The organism is Ignavibacteriales bacterium, from assembly GCA_016700155.1.
GTDB lineage: Bacteria > Bacteroidota > Ignavibacteria > Ignavibacteriales > Ignavibacteriaceae.
Genome location: CP065001.1, coordinates 3,587,626 through 3,608,158 on the forward strand (window position 1 = coordinate 3,587,626; position 20,533 = coordinate 3,608,158).

Consider the following 20,533-nt stretch of genomic DNA (forward strand, 5'->3'; position numbering starts at 1 on the left):
AAAGAATTTGAGCTACTATTTAATTTCAATATTGCCGTAATATTCTGACAACTTACCGTAAGTGGCTTCTACTGAGAGGTGATCTTTGACAAATTGTAAAGCAGCATTGCCCATTTTTGTTCTCATAGAACTATCAGTTAGCAATTGAACAGTGTTATGGGCAAGATCTTTATTGCTATCTGAAATAAATCCTTCAACTCCATTTGAAATGCCGACACAGTTAAGAGCTTTCGGAGTTCCAACCACCGGAATGCTCATTGCCATAACATCAACAACTCTTCCTCTGAAGCCTGCCGCAACATTCAAAGGAACCATAAGCAAACTTGATTTTGCAAGATGAGGTCTTACATCCTGAACGAACCCGGTTACTGAAACATTTTTATTTTTTGTTAATACTTTTATTGAATCAGGTGGATTAGCGCCTACGATATTAATTTTAACATCGGGTACTTTTTCTTTTACCGCAGGATAAATTTCATTCCAGAACCGGAAGAATGCATCTATATTTTCATGTCCGCCCATACTCCCATAAAATAAAATTGTTTTTCCATCATCTGATTTTGTGTAGTCAGAAAAATAATCTACCGGCTGACCGATCGGTATAACAATTTTTTTACCTGTAATCTTATACTCTTTGAAGACATCATTATCAACTTCAGAAATTGAAATTAAAAGATCTGCAAGTTCAAGATTCTCCAGTTCCATGCTTTTATATTTCTGAAGTTCTTTCTGTTTAGATGCAGGAATATTTTTGCCAAAATGATTTTCAAATGACTGCCTCTTTTTATCAAACAACACATCAACGGTATCAATCACTTTGAAAGTATATGGATCAATGTGCCTGAAAACTTCCGCCATAAACCAATATTCGGCATGAACAACATCATATTTGTTTGCCGCTATTATATCAGCAAGAAATTTTATGTATGGTTTTTGCGTGCTGTAAAAATAGTCTTCAGGAATTTTCTTGAGTTTATTGCTGATCAGAAATTTTATTCCGTAAAGTTTTCTTTTGAAGTTGTTGTTTGACGGATTAACAGCATGAACCGGATAAAATTTATTGCAAACTGATTTCAGTTTTTCATTTGATTCTTTGAGTTCATTTTCATTCCTGATTATAGCCGCTATGTCAACGATGTGATCCTTGCTCAACCTTTCGGCAATCCTGTAAGTTCTTTCCTGGCTCGCCATTATTTTAGGAAAGATACTAAGCGGACTTAGTATAAGTATCTTTTTTTGTTTCATCTTATTATTGAATTGTCGCTGGAACTTCTTTTATTTTATCTTTAAGTGTAAAACTCAACTGTTGCCTGAATTTTTCTCTTACAACTTTTGCATCGTGAAAATTTTGTGCAAGTGATTTACTCTGCTCACCAAGTTTTCTACGGAAATTTTCATCTGAATAAATATTTTTTATTGATTGCGTAAGCTTAGTCTGATTTTGTTCACTCACAACATCAGCCCATTTTTTATCAACAGCATAACGTGCTAACGCAGTATCCGGATGAGCATAAACTAGTATGGGCGTTCCTGTTGAAAGATATTCAGATACTTTTGTTGGCATTGATAACCAGATATACTTTAAACTCTTATTATCAAAATCCATCGGCAGAACAAGCAGATCAACTGACGAAAACTTTTCGGGTAGTTTTTCATAATCAAGAGTCGGGACAAGTTTTACAGATTTATATCCGGCAATTGCCTCACTTAATTTTTTATTGTTCGTCCTTGTTTGAATTTCAAAGACGATCTGCAAACCTTCTTCATTGAGTTTTTCAACAGCATCAGCAATATCAATAACGGCGTTTAATGTACCTATTCCGATTCTTCCAGCATATAAAATTGTGAAAGGTTTTTCATATAGCCATTCATTCTTTGAATGCTTCATCCAAGTTTCCGTTTCAACAGGATTGTGAAATGGGATGAAATCAAAACCATACCTTCTTTTATAATCCTCAGACATTGCGTCACAAATGCTTAATCTTACTGAAGCATTTGACGCTACTTCCTGAAAAACATTTTCTGTTTTATTCTGCCAGTATTTTTTGAAAAGTCCGTTTGGTTCAACCTCTCTTAACCAGTCGTCCATCATATGAATGACCAAAGGGATTTTTGTTTTGAAATGTACCTGTTGAACAAACTGCATGAATTCTAGATAATGCAGATGAGAATAAATTACATCCGGTTTGTATTCATTAATAAATTTTAAAAGTTTTTCTGAAACTGAATACCTGTAGATAAAATGATAAAAGCCAAAAAAAGAAAATACCTTACCGACCAATAGATTCAATGCTAAATACAACTTTACTATTGCAGAGATTTTTCCCTCATCATTTCCTGCAGATTTAATTTTGGTTTCTTGCTTTAGTTTTAATGGCCCTGATTGTGAAGTAACACGGAAATAATTGAATGGCCATGGTCTTACTTTTTCTTCACCGCCAATCACATAATAATTATCGGTCAACGACGCATCGGCATTATCAATATACTCGGTGACGACAGCTAGTTTTTCGTTATCCCACCCTCTGAATAAATTACTCATAGTAATGCCCGCGCCTGTTCTGTTGTTAAAACATTCGCCGATGATTAATACTTTTGGAAATTTGTTCATGGATAAGTTATCGATAAGAAAATATTTTTGATGGTTCAGTTTTTCTTTAATGATTCAAGCTCGTGTTCAATCATCATTTTAATAACATCTTCAACAAAATATTTTACTTTCCAGTTTAGCTTTGCAGCAGCTTTGGAAGGATTACCAAGTCCGAATGGAATATCGGTTGGTCTGTATATAGAACTATCTATCTCAACATGATTCTTATAATCAAGGTTGAAATAATCAAAAGTTAATTTAACAAACTCTTCTAATGAAATTGATTTACCGGTTGCTATAACATAATCTTCAGGCTTATCCTGCTGAAGCATCAGGTACATAGCTTTGGCATATTCAGGAGCCCAGCCCCAGTCGCGCTTAATATTTACATTGCCAAGCTTTAATGTTCCGGTTTTGGTCTGAGCAATTCTGCATGCAGAATTAATAATTTTTCTTGTAACAAATCTTAAAGGACGAAGAGGTGATTCATGATTAAACAGCAACCCTGAACATGCAAAGAGATTGTAAGCTTCCCTGTAATTTGCTACCTGCCAGAACGCCGCTGACTTTGCTACTGCATAAGGACTCCGCGGGTGAAAGGGAGTTTCTTCATCTGCAGCTTTGCCATGTGTATCACCAAAACATTCACTGGAAGATGCGTTATAAAACTTGATCGGAAGTTTATGGAATCTTATTACTTCTAAAATATTTAGTGTTCCCAGACTTATACTATCGAGTGTTTCAACCGGTTGTGCGAATGATAACCCGACTGAACTTTGTCCTGCAAGATTATAAACTTCAGATGGTTGAACTTCAAGTATAACCTGCATCACACTTCTGAAGTCGATAGACGACATTGAATGCAAATGAACTTTACTAAAAATGTTTAAAGTTTTAAGAGAACTGAATGATGAAAGTTCAGCATCGCGTGATGTACCATGAACTGTATATCCTTCATTCAGCAATAGTTGTGATAGATAAGCACCGTCTTGTCCGGAGATTCCAATAATAAGAGCTTTCTTTTCCATTTAAGAATACCAGTTTGTTTGAATTATTTATTAGCTAAGAGAAAATTCAGGTTGCGCGGCAGGTCTTTCGACGGAAATAACCTGCTGTAAATGTTCAATGGCATTTTCAAGTGTTAGTGTTTCTCCCACTGTTTCATATTTATAAACTAACCATTCAGCTATGCCTTCGTAATTTATTTCGCTTTTATCAGTGATTGAATACTTCCCAAGGTATTGATAATCTTCATCCATCGTTTCGAATTCTTCGGCTTTAACTCCTTCGATACGTGCATTAACTACTTCAGTAACTGTTGCATCAAACCGATCAAAATCACCGAGTAATTTATTTCTGTGAAGAATCATAGCAATTGAAAATACAAGCATGAAATAACATACTTCATTAAAAAAGACGACGTTTGCATACGCAAACAATAAGTAAAACATTATCAACAAACCCATTTGCCAGGTAATTTTATCTGCTCTGTTTTTCGCAACAATCCAGAACGTACTTGCAAGTATTAATACAATCATTCCAAAACCAACGGCACCCTGACTTGCTAAAATCGAATAAACAAAATTGTGTGGAGTGTGATCATCAGCAAAGCTGTAGAGATAATGTTTATCATGAAGCATTGTTCCATTTACAGGGTTAGCTTCGAAACACTGCCATGCCAATTCCCATCTTTCTTTTCTCAAACGGACTGCTTCACTCTCAAAATCTGTTGAAGCGCTGAGAGAGATTAAAAATGTATCAAGTAACTTTGAGAACTTTTCAGTTTGCGACAACGGAATTGCTATCAGCATAAGCACAGCAAAGGATACAGCAAGCTTCTGAAATTTTTGATTTTTTATTTTAACATTGAAAATGTTCACGAAGCCTATCAAGGCGACGGCAAGATAACCTGACTTATGGTTTGCCGAGATAATCCCAAGAAGCGCTGTCCCTACCAGTATTAAATTTGTTTTGAACCCGGAAAAATAACCAAGGCTTGTTGCTAAAGTGAATGTAAAGATTACAGCTACCTCACCTGTTGCCAAACGCAATGTGCCTTCATCTGTATGAGAAACATCACCAAGTATGGTAAAGTTTATGAATATAATAACAAGCAGAAATACTGCCGAGATATTAATCCATTTGATTGGTATGGTGCTGTCTTTAAAGGTCGGCAGGACAAAGAAATAAAATAACGGGATCACCATAAATATCTGGCGCGGAAGATTCTTTAATACCACTTCCTGTATTACCATTCCCGTTTCATTTTTTGCAAGGTAATTGATAAAAACGCCCTGGTAAATGCAGTAAAGAAGAACTAAAAATATGACAACTTTGTTCAGTGCTATTCTTTTATTTTTACCTGAAGAAAATTCTTCTTTGATCTTTTTGTTTTTGCTTACATACAGGAATACAAATGCCAGTATAGTTGCAACTATTGCAAACTGATAGTAATCAAATGGAATACGGGGCATTCTGCCATTAAACATTTTAAAGTAATCCCTGTTCTCCGATAATACCTGAAGAATAATATAGAATAGAAAGATTACCTTGCCTGCGTATTTATCCATTTTTAGCGACGATGTAATTCAACTTATTCAAAGTGTTGCAACTAAAAAAATCCGCTCATTATATCCGTTTAATAATTTTCCAAACTGACCGCTAAGCTCAATTTTAAAACCTGAATCTGTAAAAAAAACTTCAAGCTCTTCCGGGGTAAAATGTTTAACAACTGTTGTATCCGGATTATAGTTTTTGCTTAACGGTTTCATTTCGATATCCCACATTCTGTTCGGAGTTATTACTACAATCTTACCTGAAACTTTTAAATATTTCTTAACTTTTTCAAGTACACTTTCAGCATCCACTATGTGCGCGAGAGAGTGCATAAAATAAACCGTGTCATAACTATCTGATAAGTTGTTTATATACCAATCAGGAATTTCCCCGGTTCCAAGATACTGAACATCAAACCCGCTGATTTCAACATTACATTTTTCTTTTATAAAATTTATCAATGTCCCTGTTCCGCATCCGTAGTCGAGTATTCTTTGACCTTCCCGAGGTTTTATCAGATCAAAAAGAAATTCCATTTCCTTTTTATATTTTTCTGAACTATTAAACCTTATAAGCCGTTCTGTATAATTTAATTCCATTTTTTCTCAGTTGGATTGAATTGCTTTTTTTAATTGCTCTGCGATGTAACTTATTTCTTTTTCCGTTAACGCAGAGTACATTGGAAGAGTTATTTCATTATCCGTCACATACTCTGTTTCCGGCAATTTTGCGTTCGCGTTTTTATAAATCGTGAATCGATGTACTGCAGGATAGTGAACACTGGTTTGTATACCCTGCGAGTGTAAAAAATTTCTTACACTTTCACGCTTATCATAATCCGAGTCGAGAAGAACTACAGGGAAAATATAATTAGAAACAAATTCTTCATTATCTGAAAAAGGAATTACAATCCCGGACATATCAGCTAATTTTTCACAATAAATTTTTCTCACTTCTTCCCGCTTTGCAAGATCAGATTTTAGTTTATCAAGCTGCACAATTCCAATCGACGCCCTTATATCATCCATTCTGTAATTGTATCCTAATTCAACCACATCGTAAGAAGTTGAGTGTCCTTTCGATCTTTCGTAAGACATTGAGGTCATTCCGTGTGAACGTAACAATTTCACTTTGTCGTACAGGTCAGTGTTATTTGTTACCAGCATGCCGCCCTCGCCTGTACTTATATTCTTATTAGAAAAAAAACTAAAGCAACCGACATCGGCAATGGTACCAAGTTTGTCGGATCCGTATTCTGAAAGGGGGGCATGACATGCGTCTTCAATAACTTTTAAATTATTTTTTTTGGCGATACTCATTATACGGTTCATATCACAGGGAAATCCGGCATAGTGCATTACAATAATAGCTTTGGTTCTTGGTGTGATAAGGTTCTCTATCTGTTCCGGATCAATAGTCAGATTTGATTTACTTATGATATCACAAAAGACCGGTACTGCATTGACATATTTAATTGAATTGACGGTGGCAACAAATGTTAGTGATGGACAAATCACTTCATCTCCATCTCCTATCCCCAGCACTTTAAATGCCATATGCAAGGCAACCGTACAATTAGACAAAGCAACTGAATGATTCACATTAAATAATTCACAAAATTTATTTTCGAATTCAGATGTTCTTGGTCCGGTTGAAATCCATTTTGAGTTCAATGTTTCGACAACGGCAGCAGTTTCGGCATCACTAAAATTCAAATCGAACAATGGTATTTTGTAGCTCATCAGTTTTAAAATTAAATATTGTACAGTTCAGGTTTAAAGAACTGCATATTATTCTTTATCCAATTAATTGTTTCCTGCAGTCCGTAATCAAGATTATAATCAGGTTTCCATTTTGTATTGCTTGCCAGTTTATTGTTATCACACCGCAGTTGATTTACTTCGCTTTTATCAGGTCTGATTCTTTCATCATTAAAATCTATTTTTGCATCTGAACCGGTGAGGTCAATAATCCTTTGTGCAAGATCTCCTACCGATACTTCGGTATTCATCCCTATGTTTGTCACTGTGCCAATAAGATTATCCGTTTTTGCAATTTCAATGAATCCATTCACTGTATCCTTTACAAATGTTAGATCGCGGGTCGGGCTCAGGTTGCCTAAATTTATCTTTTTCTGACCGTTAAATATCTGGCTTATTATAGTCGGGATAACTGCTCTTGCTGATTGACGCGGTCCATAAGTATTGAACGGTCTGACAATTTTAACAGGCAGTTCAAATGACAGATAATAACTCAATGCAATTTGATCAGCCGCAATCTTTGAAGCAGAATAAGGTGATTGACCAACAAGCGGGTGTTTTTCATCAATCGGAACATACTGCGCAGTTCCATATGTCTCACTTGTTGAAGTGACAAGAATATTTTTTAGCCCTAATTCTTTAGCACTTTGAAGTACATTGTATGTACCTTCAATGTTTGTACGGATGTAAGCAAGAGGTGAAACATACGAGTAAGGAATTCCTATTAATGCAGCGAGATGAAAGATTGTATCACACCCTTGCATAGCAGACATAACCGAATCTTTATCCCTGATGTCACCCGTGATAACTTTTATATCATTTTTAAATTTTGAATTTTCCAGCCAGCCCCAGTTATTTTTGGAGTTGTACCTGACAAACGCAGTTACATCAAATCCAAGTTCAACGCATAGTTCTGTGAGATGTGAACCAATAAACCCACCTGCACCAGTAACAATGACTTTTTTCATTATTGATTTTCCTGGTTAAAATGTGCCTTAAAAGTTTCCTGAGCCTGTTCAAAATCATCAACTCTACCAATATCCAGCCAGTATTCTTTGATCTCCCATTTAGATATGGGAATATTTTTTCCAAGCATTGATTTCATTAATGTATCCATGCCATAGTACTGATTGTCCGGAATCAAGTCCAGTATTTCAGGTTTCATCACATAAATACCTGCAAGTGCGTAGGTAATAATATCCGGTTTCTCTTCAAGATTAGTAACATAATCACCTTTAAAATAAATGTTACCAAAGTCATACGGAGTGACTATCTTTTTTACTGAGATCGTTAAAAGAGTATCCTGCTTCAGTGCAAATTTATAGAACTCAGAAAAATTAATTAAACTTAAAATATCACCGTTCATAAGAATGAATGGTTCAGTAAGGAATTCTTTTAATAGTTTTACCGGACCAGCAGTTCCTCTTGGTTCATCCTCTTTGCTTATAGTTAATTTAACTCCATAGCGTGAACCATCACCAAAGAAATTTTCTACGTAGTCCGATTTATAATTTGTTGCCAGAAATATTTCATCAAACCCGAAACCTTTTAAATGCTCAAGCTGAATTTCCAGTACAGCTTTTTCACCTATCGGTAAAAGCGGTTTGGGAATAACCTCTGTGAAGGGTCTTAAGCGTGTACCTAACCCTCCTGCAAGAATTACTGCTTTCATTTATTACCTGCTCGTTATTGTGGATAAATAATCAAATAATTTTGTGAATGTGCGAATATCAGATCTATTTTCCCCTCAAGAACTATTTTTCAGATGTGCGCGGCTAATAATTCGCTAAGCTCGAGTAAACTGAACAAATTGTACATTGTTAATTTTTTTGAACGTACAATTTGATTTTTATCGGAAGAGATTGTGCTGTAAATACGTAGTAGCTCATCAACAACTTTTGAAGCTCTGAAAGATTTTTCAGCGAACTTATATGCTTCACCTGCGTATTGATTTAATTTTTCAGGATTGCTAAGTAATTCGGAAATAACTTCACTAAGCATTACTACATTACCCGGCTCAACCAGTCTTCCGCTTACTTTATCATTAATCATAGATGGCAGACCACCTATATTATAGGATACAACCGGAACTCCTATTGTCATGCTTTCAGCAACCGAACGCGGACCGGTGTCAACCATAGTCGGTAGTACAAACAGCCGGGATTTTTTTACTTCCATTAAAACATCTTCATAATCAGGAAGGAAACCAACAAAATTAATATTTTCAGATAAACCGCAAGATTTAATTTTCTCAAGGATTACCTGTTTATATATCCCGCCTCCATATCCAATAATTTTTGCTTTTATTGATGGAAAATCTTTTTTCAAAATTTTTACCACTTCAACAAAATCAGAGACACCTTTCCGCTTTACTATCTGTCCAACAAAAACAATATCAGCATTTTTTTCGGGGTTCAGCTTTTTAATTTCGAATACCTGCTCAGAATTGGGATGGAAAAGATTAAAATAATTTGCGCCAGGATTATAATCACTTATAAGGTTTTCCATACTACCTGCAATGGTTATAAAATTCTTCTGCTGCTTTAACAATTCTTCTTCACTCTTAAGGCGGAATTTATATTTCAGATTCTTATCAATCTTTACCACCTGGGTCATAAGACCCTGTACCCAAATCACAGATGGAAATTTGATGTCATTCAGTATAGTGCCGAATTCTCCTTCAGTTCCATGAAGATTCACAACATCCGGTTTAATTTCATCAATGATTTTCATCACCTTGTGTTTGAGAAAAGTATTTATCACATAAGGTTCAAAAAAATGATATGCACTCTGAAATATATGCAGCGGCAGATGCTGCGCGAATCTCTTTATTGAATTTTTGATGATATAGTACGTTACATTATTTTTTCTGATTACATAATCTTTATCAACTGCTGGTGATATAGTAATTAAATGAAGGTCAATTCCCTGGCGTGACTGTATCTCAGAATCAAGATAGTGCATCCAGGTTGCAGGATGAAAAAAAGAAGATTCTATTTGAGTATCGATATCTTCTTTAAGATAATGTAAAGAATAGTAGCAAAGCCAAACTACTTTCATTTTGTACGCCCAATGTAATTATTGGTGAAAATTCCCTTGAAAAATATTTTAAAACCCGGATAGATACTTAGTAACTCTAAGTGCGAATGAATATACATTTTTATTTTTCAAAAATAAAAACTATGTGATTTAATTATATCCGGTTATCTCTCTGTAAATCTCTATTACACGTCTTTTTACTTTTTCGGGGTTGTGCCTTTCCAAAGCTCTTTTTCTTGCGTTCGAACCATATTGACCGGCAAGCTCTTCATTCAAAAATAATTCATACATTGCCGCAGCCATTGTGTAAGGCTCGCCATCCTGAATTAAAAGACCTTCTTTCTGGTCCGATATTATACTGCTTGTTCCTCCAACATTTGTACAGACAATCGGCATTCCTAAAACCATAGCTTCACAAACACTATTAGGGCTGTTCTCTATATGCGAAGGATGAACAAACAAATGAGATTTTAACATCTCTTCAACAATCTTTCCCGCCTGAATATTATAGCCTAATGTTGTGACAAAACTTTTAAGCGACCCCTTACCTAATTTTCTGTCAACAATTTTATAAAGTTCTGATTCTTCCGATATACCTGAAACTCTTAGTTCAACATCCAACTTTTTCTTTTCCTTGAGCAGTAACGCGGCTTCACATAAAGTTTCAAACCCTTTATAGTTTGCAGGCATCATATTTGCGAACACAATTTTTTTATCTCCGCTATTTTTTTTCCATTCATTTGAATAAAACTCCTCACGTAAAACTTCTTCACAATGAAAATATTTTGAGTCATTGGAAAGAAATTGAGTCAAACGCCTGTCCATCTCTGTTCGGCCCATAAAGAATTTACATTTAGAGTAGATTCTCAACTCTCGCTTAGCTCTCTTTCTGAAATAAAAATAATCGTGATACACTCCCATACCAAAAAGTAAATCTTTCTTATTTCCATGTACTATAGTCTCAAATTTGCTTATACCGGAAAAATATTTTTGAGTAATAATTGTAAGGTTTCCCTGAAGATGAATGACGGCTGGGATTTTTATTTTTTTAATTACAAGCCCCTGGCTTCTTTCTGTACCAAAAATATGTATTAAATCCGGTTTAAAATCTTCTATGGCTTTCAGGTAATATTCAAGTATTGTTTCCGGTTCAATTTCATGAAACCAGCCGGATATTTTGCCGCTGATAAATCCGTCTCTGTAAAGATTCGGCATACCATAATATTTTACCGTATTTATTTCAAACTGTTCATACTTCCCGGTCGGAGATGGGAAAACTATTCCAAGTGTTACTTCTGGATCTCCATGTATCTTATCTTTCAGTGAGTTCATCCACACAGCATAATTGAGTGGTGTCTTTCCAAGGTGCTTTGATGCATCCATTGAAGGAACATTTGAAAACCATAGGGCTCTGATTATTTTCATTTTTTTATTCTGTTAAGTGAAGTATGAGAAGAAGTTTCTAACGTTTAAGTATATATTGACGCAGGTTAAGGTAAAAATTTAATAGTCTGTAGTCATTCCTGATGAAATTCAATCTTTCATCAAAGTTATCTCCCATCACAAATGTGTAACGGTTAATGAGCAGCATTGATTGATTAAATAGAATGGGAAAAAAATTTTTCTGATGAATTGTTGTTAATCCTATTTTTAATCCTGATTCACTTGAGACTCGGACAAGTTCATCATTATGATTTCCATTAGGAAAAGAAATATAGTCAGGAAGTTTTCCTGTTATTTGAAGAAGATCATTTTGGGCATTTACTATCTGATCTTTAGCTTCATCAATTTCATAATTTGTAAGTACGGCGTGATCTGTTGTGTGGTTTCCAATATGGACAAATTTTTCTTCAGAAAACTTTTTTAATTCTGAAGGTGTGAATGTTCTGTCAATATCACAGGTCGGTTTCAACGAATCTTTACCAAAATTTTCAACGAGATATTTGTCTATAAAATCATGCTTTTTTGATTTAAGAAATACCTGCTCTTCTGAAATTATTTGAATACCCGCACCTTGTTTTTTCCTATTGCGGTAAGCCACGTCAACCCAAAATGCTTTGTTCTGTTTAATATGATTTGTAGAAATAAAAAAGAGAGCGGGGATTTTGTATTCATTTAATAAAGGAAGAATCAAGCTGTTGCTGTAATATCCATCATCAAAAGTCATAAGTATATTTTTTGCTGAAGTATCAACAGCTCCCGACACATCATCCGGACTTATGAACTTATAACCACTTTCCAGGAAGTATTCAAAAAATCTTTTGAAATCATTAACAGTAAAGCGCTGCTGCGGATCAACTATATCAGCGTTCAACTCTTTTTCATCAGCAAAAATTCCATGAAAGTAAAACGAAATAATTTTGGGTTTTTCGCCGATTATTTTTAATACAGCAGGAGTGATCTTTCTGTCAATTGAATCAATTGTGTTATAAATACCCAACTGCTATTTACCCCAGATTCCGTAATCGGTTTTTGTGATAATCTTTTTGTACTGCATTGGCCACAACACAAGCGCATAAACTGTGCAAACACACGTTGCAAGAATTACTCCGGCAGAACCTAAACCAAGAGTTTTTGCAAAATATATTGAGAGAGGAATATTTATTAATGCTGCGCCAACAGACATATACAATTGAAGTTTGATTTTGCCGACACCATTAATAAACAAACAGAAAATCGTCTCCCAGATTTTTATAATAATATATAAACCCATAAAAAGTGAAATCATTATCGGCACATGTACTTTTCCCTGAAGCCATGTATCAAACACAAATGTTGAGGATGCAACCATTATGATTGTGATGCCTATAAATCCCGACATTATATACATCAGTTTTTTCATTGTGCTTTTTATCCAGTCAATCTCACCTTTGTAATACGCTTCCGTAAAGCCTGACCAGAACGGAGTTGCCACGATCATAAAAACCATGTTCAGCATTTCAAAATATTTGTATGATATGCTGTAAGGTGTTACTTCTGCCGGTCCTAGTGTTTGTGTAATTATCATATTATCGGTCGAGTAGATTACAACACCTGCTATCTGGATAATAAAAAATTTTACTCCGAGTGAGGTAAGATCGCGAGCATACTTAAGTTCTATAAATTTGATTGAAGGAATAAACTCAGGATATTTTTTCACGAACAAATAAATTGTGGCAACAAGTGTGATTACAACGGGAACAAAACTAAAACTGATACCGAGTAAAAGCAGAGAGCTTTCTGTTGTCTGGATGAGAATAATCGTAATAACAATTGTAAGAATACTTGCACATAGATTTATCAAATCATTTATCGCGGGCTTTTGATCAGCCATTAAAATTGGTTTTATCAATTGAAGTATAAAACCAAGAGCGAATGAAGCCATCACGTACAAAACTAAAATTTCCACATCAGCAGCAAATGCGGGTGGAGCCTGAAGTATTGCGACCCAGTTTAAAAACGGATTTATGATTAGGAATAGTAATGTCCACACCAGCACTATTGCAATGATCATTGCGTAAGTTGTGCTTACATAAATCCTGGCAAGTGTTTTATCATTCTTTGCTAAAGCTTCTGCAAATTTATTTCTGAGTCCGTGTCCTAGTCCAACATCAAAAAAAGCAAACCAGTTTATAATTGAACCAAGCGTTATCCAGACACCATATTGTGTGTTGTTAAGATAAGTAAGTGTAAGCGGTAACTGAACAAGACTTATTGCAATAGCAATTCCTCTATAAACAAAAGAAGAGGCAATGTTCTTTTTTATGTTTATGGTTCTTTCATGTCCTTTATTAAAAAAGGTCAGGAAAGAGAGTGATTTAATTCTGTTTAACAAATTTGGTTTTTAGGAAATATAATTAACGTGAAGTGTATTCAATTGTTTTTTTCAATCCTTCAAGGAAAGAAACTTTCGGTTCAAAATTAAGTTTAGACTTGATCAGTTCAATATCGGCAAATGAATGTTTGATATCTCCCGGACGCTCTTTGTCATAAACCGGTTTAATGTTCTTACCAATAATTTTATTTATTTCATCTACCAATTGATTAAGAGTAATTTGTCCATGACATGCGCAATTAGCAACGAGTGATTTTTCATTTTTATAATTCGCTGCGAGTACGTTTCCTTCAATTACATTTTCTATAAAAGTAAAATCGCGGCTTTGTTCACCGTCACCGTAAATAACAGGACGTTCATCTTTCAACATTGCTTTTATAAACTTTGGGATAACTGCTGAGTACTGTGAGTTAGGATCCTGCTTAGGTCCGAACACATTGAAATAACGGAGACAAACTGTTTCGAGTCCGTAAAGATTTGAAAACACCTGGCAGTATTTTTCTCCGGTTAATTTTGTAACAGCGTAAGGTGATAATGGATTTGGAATCATTCCTTCATGTTTTGGCAGAACAGGATTATCACCGTAAACAGAGGATGAAGAAGCGAACACAACTTTTCTAACTCCATTTTCTTTTGCGGCATAAAGAATATTTAAAGTCCCCTGAATGTTTGCCTGGTCTGATGAGATAGGGTCCGCGACTGATCTTGGCACTGATGGAAGCGCAGCCTGATGCAAAATCACTTCAACATTCTTAACAGCTTTTTCTACAAGATGAAAATTCCTGATATCTCCTTCAAAGAGGTCAATGTCTTTTTCAAATGGTTTTATGTTTTCTCTTTTACCTGTTGAAAAGTTATCCATTACTCTAACGGAGAAACCTTTCTTCAATAAAGATTCAACAATGTTTGAACCGATAAATCCGCCGCCGCCGGTAACTAAAAAATCTATTTTGCTCATTCTTATTTTGTTTTCCTTATTTAGCGATAACTGTTTTATTAAAGACGATCATCAATTATATCTTTAGCAAGAAATCCTTTAACATCATAGATAACCGTATCGTTATTCTTAAATGATTTGAAATCAATTTCATTAAATGCTTTATGCGAAACTGCGAGTACGAGCCCGGAGTAATTTTTATTTTTTAGTTCATCAGTCGAAGTAAAGATATCAATACCATATTCATGTTTAACTTCCTGCTTGTCAGCCCATGGATCAAACACGTCAACACTACATCCGAATTCTTTTAGTTCATTGATTATGTCAATCACTCTTGAGTTTCGTATGTCAGGACAATTTTCTTTGAACGTAATTCCCATCACCAGTATTTTTGAGCCATTGATCTTGTGATCATTCTTTATCATTAACTTGACGAGATTCTTTGCAACGTAAGCACCCATGCCATCATTTATTCTTCGACCAGCTAAAATTATTGCGGGGTTATAACCAAGATGCATCGCTTTATGTGTAAGATAATACGGATCAACGCCAATACAGTGTCCGCCAACCAGTCCCGGTTTAAATGGAAGGAAATTCCATTTTGTTCCTGCAGCTTCAAGTACATCAAGAGTATCAATTCCCATAAGATCAAATAACATTGCAAGTTCATTAACAAATGCGATGTTAATATCACGCTGAGCATTCTCGATAACTTTCGCTGCTTCAGCAACTTTTATTGATGAAGCTAAATGTGTACCCACAGTAATTATGGAACCATAAAGTTCATTTAGTAATTGTGCTGATTCAGGAGTGCTGCCACTTACTACTTTTTTTATTGTGTGAACTCGATGTTCTTTATCACCGGGGTTTATTCGTTCAGGGCTGTAGCCGCAATAAAATTCCTTGTTGAATTTTAATCCGCTGAATCTTTCAAGAACGGGAACACAATCATCTTCAGTGCAGCCTGGATATACTGTTGATTCATAAACGACGATATCCCCTTTCTTTAAAACTTTACCAACGGTCTCACTTGCTTTAATTAGCGGAGTAAGATCGGGTCTCTTAAAATCATCGACCGGAGTTGGAACGGTGACAATAAAAATGTTTGCGTTTTTTAATTCATTCAGATCGGCTGTGTAAGAAAGATTACCTGCTGATTTAAGTTCTTCCGCTGATACTTCTAAAGTTTTATCGACACCATTTTTTAATTCATTAATTCTAATAGTGTTGATATCGAATCCAATGACTTTATATTTTTTACTAAACTCGACGGCGAGAGGTAACCCTACATAACCTAATCCGATAACACCAAGTTTTAATTCAGAAATTGAACTCATAAAATTTCTTTCATGTATTGTGACTCGATAGTGGGGAAATTGCTTACTGTATTTTAAATGGCTTCGCCCCGTCAGTTACACTAATAACTGAAATCAGCCAAAGACTGACCTTTACGGGGGAGGAAATCAGAAATTCTATTTAGAAGATGCACTCACAAAGAATATTCTAATGTTATATTCAATGAGTTAAGTGCAATTTTAATTCGAATAGTTAAATAAATTGTTTGTAACTTAATAAAAACTTAAATATTTAATTATTATATTTTTGTAACTACTTCAGGTTCAGGGTCAAATATTAATTTTTATTTTTCAATTAATAATTCGGTGTATAATTTTACGATCGCAAAACATAATTTCAATAGATATGCCAAGATAAGCAATTGAAATATAATGACTTATAAATTAAATACCGAACATTTCGAGTTTCAAGATGAGAAAGCCTGATACGTAGTACTTATGTATTCAGCTCAATATGATTAGTAGCGGACAAAGACAAGACACGTAATTCATGATTCGCGAAATTTATACAGTGTTCAGCACGATCATAAAGACGATTACATAAAAAAATTTGTGGCAATAATTACAACTTTCGGACATTATGGATTTGTAAAACTTACCACTAAACAAAGAAGACTCAACAAATAAATAATTGGTTACTATAAACCAAAGTTGTAAATTTAGATACATTACCAAATAAGAAATTTTTTTACACTCACTATTAAGAAGAATTTTAATTCACCTTTTAAGTACATTATGGCATAGTAATTGTCAAAATCTGTTTCTGGGAAATAATTTGACTAACTAAGGAGAGATGATGAATATGAAAAAAACCTTCTATCTAATTGCTTTGATAATTCTTTATGCAATAAATGTATCTGCGACAAACTATTACATTGACGCTACGAATGGTAATGATTCGAACAACGGAAGGTCACCCTCCCTTGCCTGGAAAACACTTCAAAAAGTTCAAACTTCATGGAGTACTTTCGTCGCCGGTGACAGTATACTATTTAAACGTGGTGAAATTTGGGCCCCGACTTCTGGTGGTGGATCCGAATCCCTGCTACAACCAAATGTTCACTTGACAGGAACTGCGACAAATTATATCGTTTTCGGTGCTTATGGATCCGGTAACTTGCCTGTGATAAGTTGTGCTAATCAAACTAATAAATATGCGATCTATACTATTAGTTCAAGATGGCAATATGTTATTCTTCAGGATATTGAATTCAGGGGTTTATTATCCCTTTGGTCTTACAATGGCGCAATGCATCATGTCAAAGTTTTAAGATGCGTTGTGGATGGAACAGGAGCTGTAGGTTCAGGAATTGATTTCTTTAGAAATCCCTCAAATGAACCGGCACCGGAAACCTGGACATTTGAAGGCGGTGGTGATATATATGATATAGAAATTGGATATTGCACAGTTTTAAATTCAGACTACGATGCAATTTTTGTTTCTGCAAGCAGAAATGTTTGGGTTCATCATAATGAAATTTATAATGCAGGTGAAGATGGAATTGACTTACAGGGTAGCAACAACTTGATGGAATATAACCTTGTCTCAAAAACAAATGCGACAGGTATAAAGAACATGCCTCACTATGGTGGTGGAGCCAACAATGTCATTCGTGGTAATCTGGTATTAGCATCAGGTTATGCTGCTGGTATAAACGTGCCGAATGCTAGAAACACAAAAATTTATAATAACACAGTTGGGTATACAGATTTTAGTGCCATACTTGGTTGGCAGGAACTTAATCCACTGGCTTATACTACCGGCGGAACAACCGGATTTAATGATAATCAAATTTACAATAACATCTTTGTTGGAATCGTTTATATATATACAGCCCAAAATTATAACTTCACTTACAAAAATGGTTCAACATTAACAGGTTATCATCAGGATTCACTTTGGTTGGATAATGAATGGAAAAATAATTTATATCATAACGATATAAGCTCTCGTTTATATTTCAGGTACTATTCCGGTTCAGCTTATTGGACAGGACCAAATACAATTCACTACGCATTTAACAGCAGTTTTAATGCACTTGAAATTGGAAACAGCAATTTCAGTTACTGGACTAACAAAGTTAATGTTGATAATGAAAGAAGTTTAAATCCTCAGTTTGTTAGTAATACCTGGACTCAGTCTATGCGCAAAGCCCAGTTGATTGCAAACTTTAGTCTTCAGGAAAGTTCCCCAGGCAGAAACTCCGGTGTCATCATCCCTGAATATTTATTTGATATTAACGGCAATCCTATACCACCCGGTGTAACCCCGGATTTAGGTGCAATTCAACATTCAACCGGTGCAGGCGGAACCCCAATAGCTAACATCAAAATATTTCTTGAAGCACCTTTCCTTAGCGGTTCGATGAATACTAATTTAAGAAACCAGGGTTATGTACCTTTGACTCAACCATATAATGTTGCGCCGTGGAGTTACTCAGGAAACGAAAGTGTTGCTTCAATTCCTGCCGGAGTTGTTGATTGGATATTGTTGGAATTCAGAACAGGTACATCATCATCGACTGTTGCTGCGAGAAGAGCCGCATTCTTAAAGAGTGATGGTTCTATTACTGATCTCGATGGTAGCAGCACAATTACTTTAAACGGACTTGCAGCAGGTTATTACTATCTTGTAATCAAACACAGGAATCATCTTCCTATAATGAGTGCGACACCAGTAGCCCTAACTGAATCATCTGCTCTTTATGATTTTTCGGATTCACAAGGCAAGGCATATGGTTCAAATTCCATGGTTAGTTTAGGAAGCGGGCTATACGGATTATTTTCCGGGGATGGGGATCTGAATGGTTCAATAAACGTAATTGATTATGGTTCTGTTGGAAATAATCTTTTCCAAACCGGATACCGGCTTGGTGACATTGATATGAATGGAACAATCAATGTCCTTGATTATAGCAAGATAGGATCTAACCTATTTAAATCTTCTCAAGTACCAAATTAATTTTATCACTTATCTTTAACTTATGCCCGGAATTATCCGGGCATTTTTTTAAAATTATTTTCATTCTACACCTTTATTTTATTATTTTGCCCGCGAAAAATTAACCTCAATTTGGGTAATCTTTCACCGGGGAAATTAGTTGTCATCTTTATTAATTTTTTTTGAAGACGGATACCTGTCTGCGTGGGAGTTATTACACCATGTTCAAACTTGTCAAAAGATATACTTTTGTATCTTTCATTACATTAGTATGGATCTTTTGGGGAGATCTATCAGCACAATCAGATTATTTAATTAGTCTTGCCAACGGACAGAAAACAGATGATAATACTTTTGAGTTTGATGTTCTATTAAGAAGTTCTCTTACGCCATTTTTATTAACCTCCTATCAATGTGCATTTTCATTTAATCAGGCTTTGCTTAACAACGGCGAGTGTACTTTTTCAGTCATCCCCGGCAGTTCTGAACTTACTGAATTGAGACCCTCTGAATCGATTGGAATTATGGCTGAGAATAATCAGCATTATATGACTTTCGCTTCATTGGCAGGCGAAGAAATTATTAACAGCAGCCTAAAAAAAATTGGTCGTTTCAAATTGTACAACAGTGTACCCTTTAATGAGGGTAATCTGAATATCAAATGGGGATTTTTAGGTAATGCCCGGTCAATAATTACAGGGACAGGTTTTAACGATATAACAAACCAATTGAACCATATTTATTCGATAAGCAGTAATGGAACTATTCACTATCCAGTTATTAATGCTTTTGCTTCATCAGCGGATTTCAATTCATCTGCTTATGATGCGGTTGACGGTTTTGGATTTCAAGAATCCGAGTTGAATCCCGGCTGGGTAGTTGAAACGCTGCCTCAATGGATTGTATTTGACCTTGGTGCTGTTCGTTCAGTCCACCTGTTAAAATTATCGTTTATGAATTTTCAGGATGGAATTACTTATGCTCACAATATCAGTTTTTCTAATGACGCTGAAAACTGGTCCGGAGCAATATCTGAAGCAGCATCATCTCACGAAGAATGGACAGAACACTATTTCGACAATGTTGACAGCAGATATATAAAGCTGGAAATACTATATCCTTCAAATGGACAGGGAAATCCTGCAGGTATTTGGGAAGCTGAAATTTGGGGAAGTACTGTAGTATCATCATCTGACGATCCTGAAATTTTACCGGAGAGTTTTTCTTTAACTCAAAATTATCCCAATCCATTTAATCCCTCAACACAAATACAGTTTTCAATTAAGGAAAAAAGTTTAGCTAATTTGGCTATCTATAATTTACTTGGGGAAAAGGTAAGGATTCTGTTCGACGGCGAAGTTGAAGCAGGAAATCACACCGTATTATTCAATGCAGATGAGTTACCCAGCGGGGTTTACTTTTATAAGTTGATTGTTCCAGATAAGTTTTCTGATGTAAAAAAGATGTTATTAATTAAGTAGCTGCAGGTTGCCACACCTAATATCACAATAAAGAACGGGGAAATGAACTGCGCTAAACTA

At 35.2% G+C, this 20,533-nt stretch carries 16 protein-coding genes; 2 read left to right on the forward strand and 14 right to left on the reverse strand.

The features are described from left to right. Positions 1-15 precede the first annotated feature (15 nt). The 14 genes from IPM56_14970 to tviB form a co-directional block, all read right to left on the reverse strand. A complete protein-coding gene (locus IPM56_14970) occupies positions 16-1,245 on the reverse strand; it encodes a glycosyltransferase (protein ID QQS35533.1) in 1,230 nt (409 codons plus the stop codon). Positions 1,246-1,249: 4 nt separating this feature from the next. Then, positions 1,250-2,611 (reverse strand): glycosyltransferase, encoded by a 1,362-nt coding sequence (locus IPM56_14975; GenBank protein ID QQS35534.1) that lies wholly within the window; start codon positions 2,609-2,611, stop codon positions 1,250-1,252. A 35-nt stretch (positions 2,612-2,646) separates the two neighbouring features. Beyond that, entirely contained in the window at positions 2,647-3,618 is a 972-nt protein-coding gene (locus IPM56_14980) for a GDP-mannose 4,6-dehydratase (protein QQS35535.1), read from the reverse strand. Positions 3,619-3,648: 30 nt separating this feature from the next. Then, positions 3,649-5,160, reverse strand: a complete 1,512-nt coding sequence (locus tag IPM56_14985) for an O-antigen ligase family protein (GenBank protein QQS35536.1) — start codon at positions 5,158-5,160, stop codon at positions 3,649-3,651. 27 nt (positions 5,161-5,187) lie between these two features. Next, on the reverse strand, positions 5,188-5,745 hold the full coding sequence (locus IPM56_14990) for a class I SAM-dependent methyltransferase (GenBank protein ID QQS35537.1): 558 nt from the start codon (positions 5,743-5,745) through the stop codon (positions 5,188-5,190). A gap of 6 nt (positions 5,746-5,751) precedes the next feature. Then, entirely contained in the window at positions 5,752-6,888 is a 1,137-nt protein-coding gene (locus IPM56_14995) for a DegT/DnrJ/EryC1/StrS family aminotransferase (protein QQS35538.1), read from the reverse strand. A gap of 11 nt (positions 6,889-6,899) precedes the next feature. Beyond that, positions 6,900-7,874 carry a GDP-mannose 4,6-dehydratase gene (locus IPM56_15000; protein ID QQS35539.1) on the reverse strand — a complete coding sequence of 325 codons (975 nt, stop codon included), beginning with the start codon at positions 7,872-7,874 and terminating at the stop codon, positions 6,900-6,902. Next, positions 7,874-8,578 (reverse strand): NTP transferase domain-containing protein, encoded by a 705-nt coding sequence (locus IPM56_15005; protein QQS35540.1) that lies wholly within the window; start codon positions 8,576-8,578, stop codon positions 7,874-7,876. Before IPM56_15005 ends, IPM56_15000 begins: the two co-directional genes overlap by 1 nt. A gap of 89 nt (positions 8,579-8,667) precedes the next feature. Continuing rightward, positions 8,668-9,966 (reverse strand): glycosyltransferase family 4 protein, encoded by a 1,299-nt coding sequence (locus IPM56_15010; protein QQS35541.1) that lies wholly within the window; start codon positions 9,964-9,966, stop codon positions 8,668-8,670. A gap of 129 nt (positions 9,967-10,095) precedes the next feature. After that, positions 10,096-11,370 (reverse strand): glycosyltransferase, encoded by a 1,275-nt coding sequence (locus IPM56_15015; GenBank protein ID QQS35542.1) that lies wholly within the window; start codon positions 11,368-11,370, stop codon positions 10,096-10,098. A gap of 37 nt (positions 11,371-11,407) precedes the next feature. Next, positions 11,408-12,385 (reverse strand): polysaccharide deacetylase family protein, encoded by a 978-nt coding sequence (locus IPM56_15020; protein ID QQS35543.1) that lies wholly within the window; start codon positions 12,383-12,385, stop codon positions 11,408-11,410. A 3-nt stretch (positions 12,386-12,388) separates the two neighbouring features. Further along, the gene (locus IPM56_15025) at positions 12,389-13,759 is read right to left on the reverse strand and encodes an MATE family efflux transporter (GenBank protein QQS35544.1); all 1,371 of its coding nucleotides are present in this window, start codon (positions 13,757-13,759) and stop codon (positions 12,389-12,391) included. 22 nt (positions 13,760-13,781) lie between these two features. Then, positions 13,782-14,708, reverse strand: coding sequence for an SDR family oxidoreductase (locus tag IPM56_15030; protein ID QQS38326.1), 927 nt, complete (start codon positions 14,706-14,708; stop codon positions 13,782-13,784). Between the two features lie 47 nt (positions 14,709-14,755). Beyond that, positions 14,756-16,033, reverse strand: a complete 1,278-nt coding sequence (gene tviB, locus IPM56_15035; protein QQS35545.1) for a Vi polysaccharide biosynthesis UDP-N-acetylglucosamine C-6 dehydrogenase TviB — start codon at positions 16,031-16,033, stop codon at positions 14,756-14,758. An 820-nt stretch (positions 16,034-16,853) separates the two neighbouring features. Between tviB and IPM56_15040 the strand changes: the two genes are divergently transcribed. Beyond that, on the forward strand, positions 16,854-19,013 hold the full coding sequence (locus IPM56_15040; GenBank protein ID QQS35546.1) for a right-handed parallel beta-helix repeat-containing protein: 2,160 nt from the start codon (positions 16,854-16,856) through the stop codon (positions 19,011-19,013). A 200-nt stretch (positions 19,014-19,213) separates the two neighbouring features. Then, positions 19,214-20,473, forward strand: a complete 1,260-nt coding sequence (locus IPM56_15045; protein ID QQS35547.1) for a T9SS type A sorting domain-containing protein — start codon at positions 19,214-19,216, stop codon at positions 20,471-20,473. Positions 20,474-20,533: the final 60 nt, after the last annotated feature.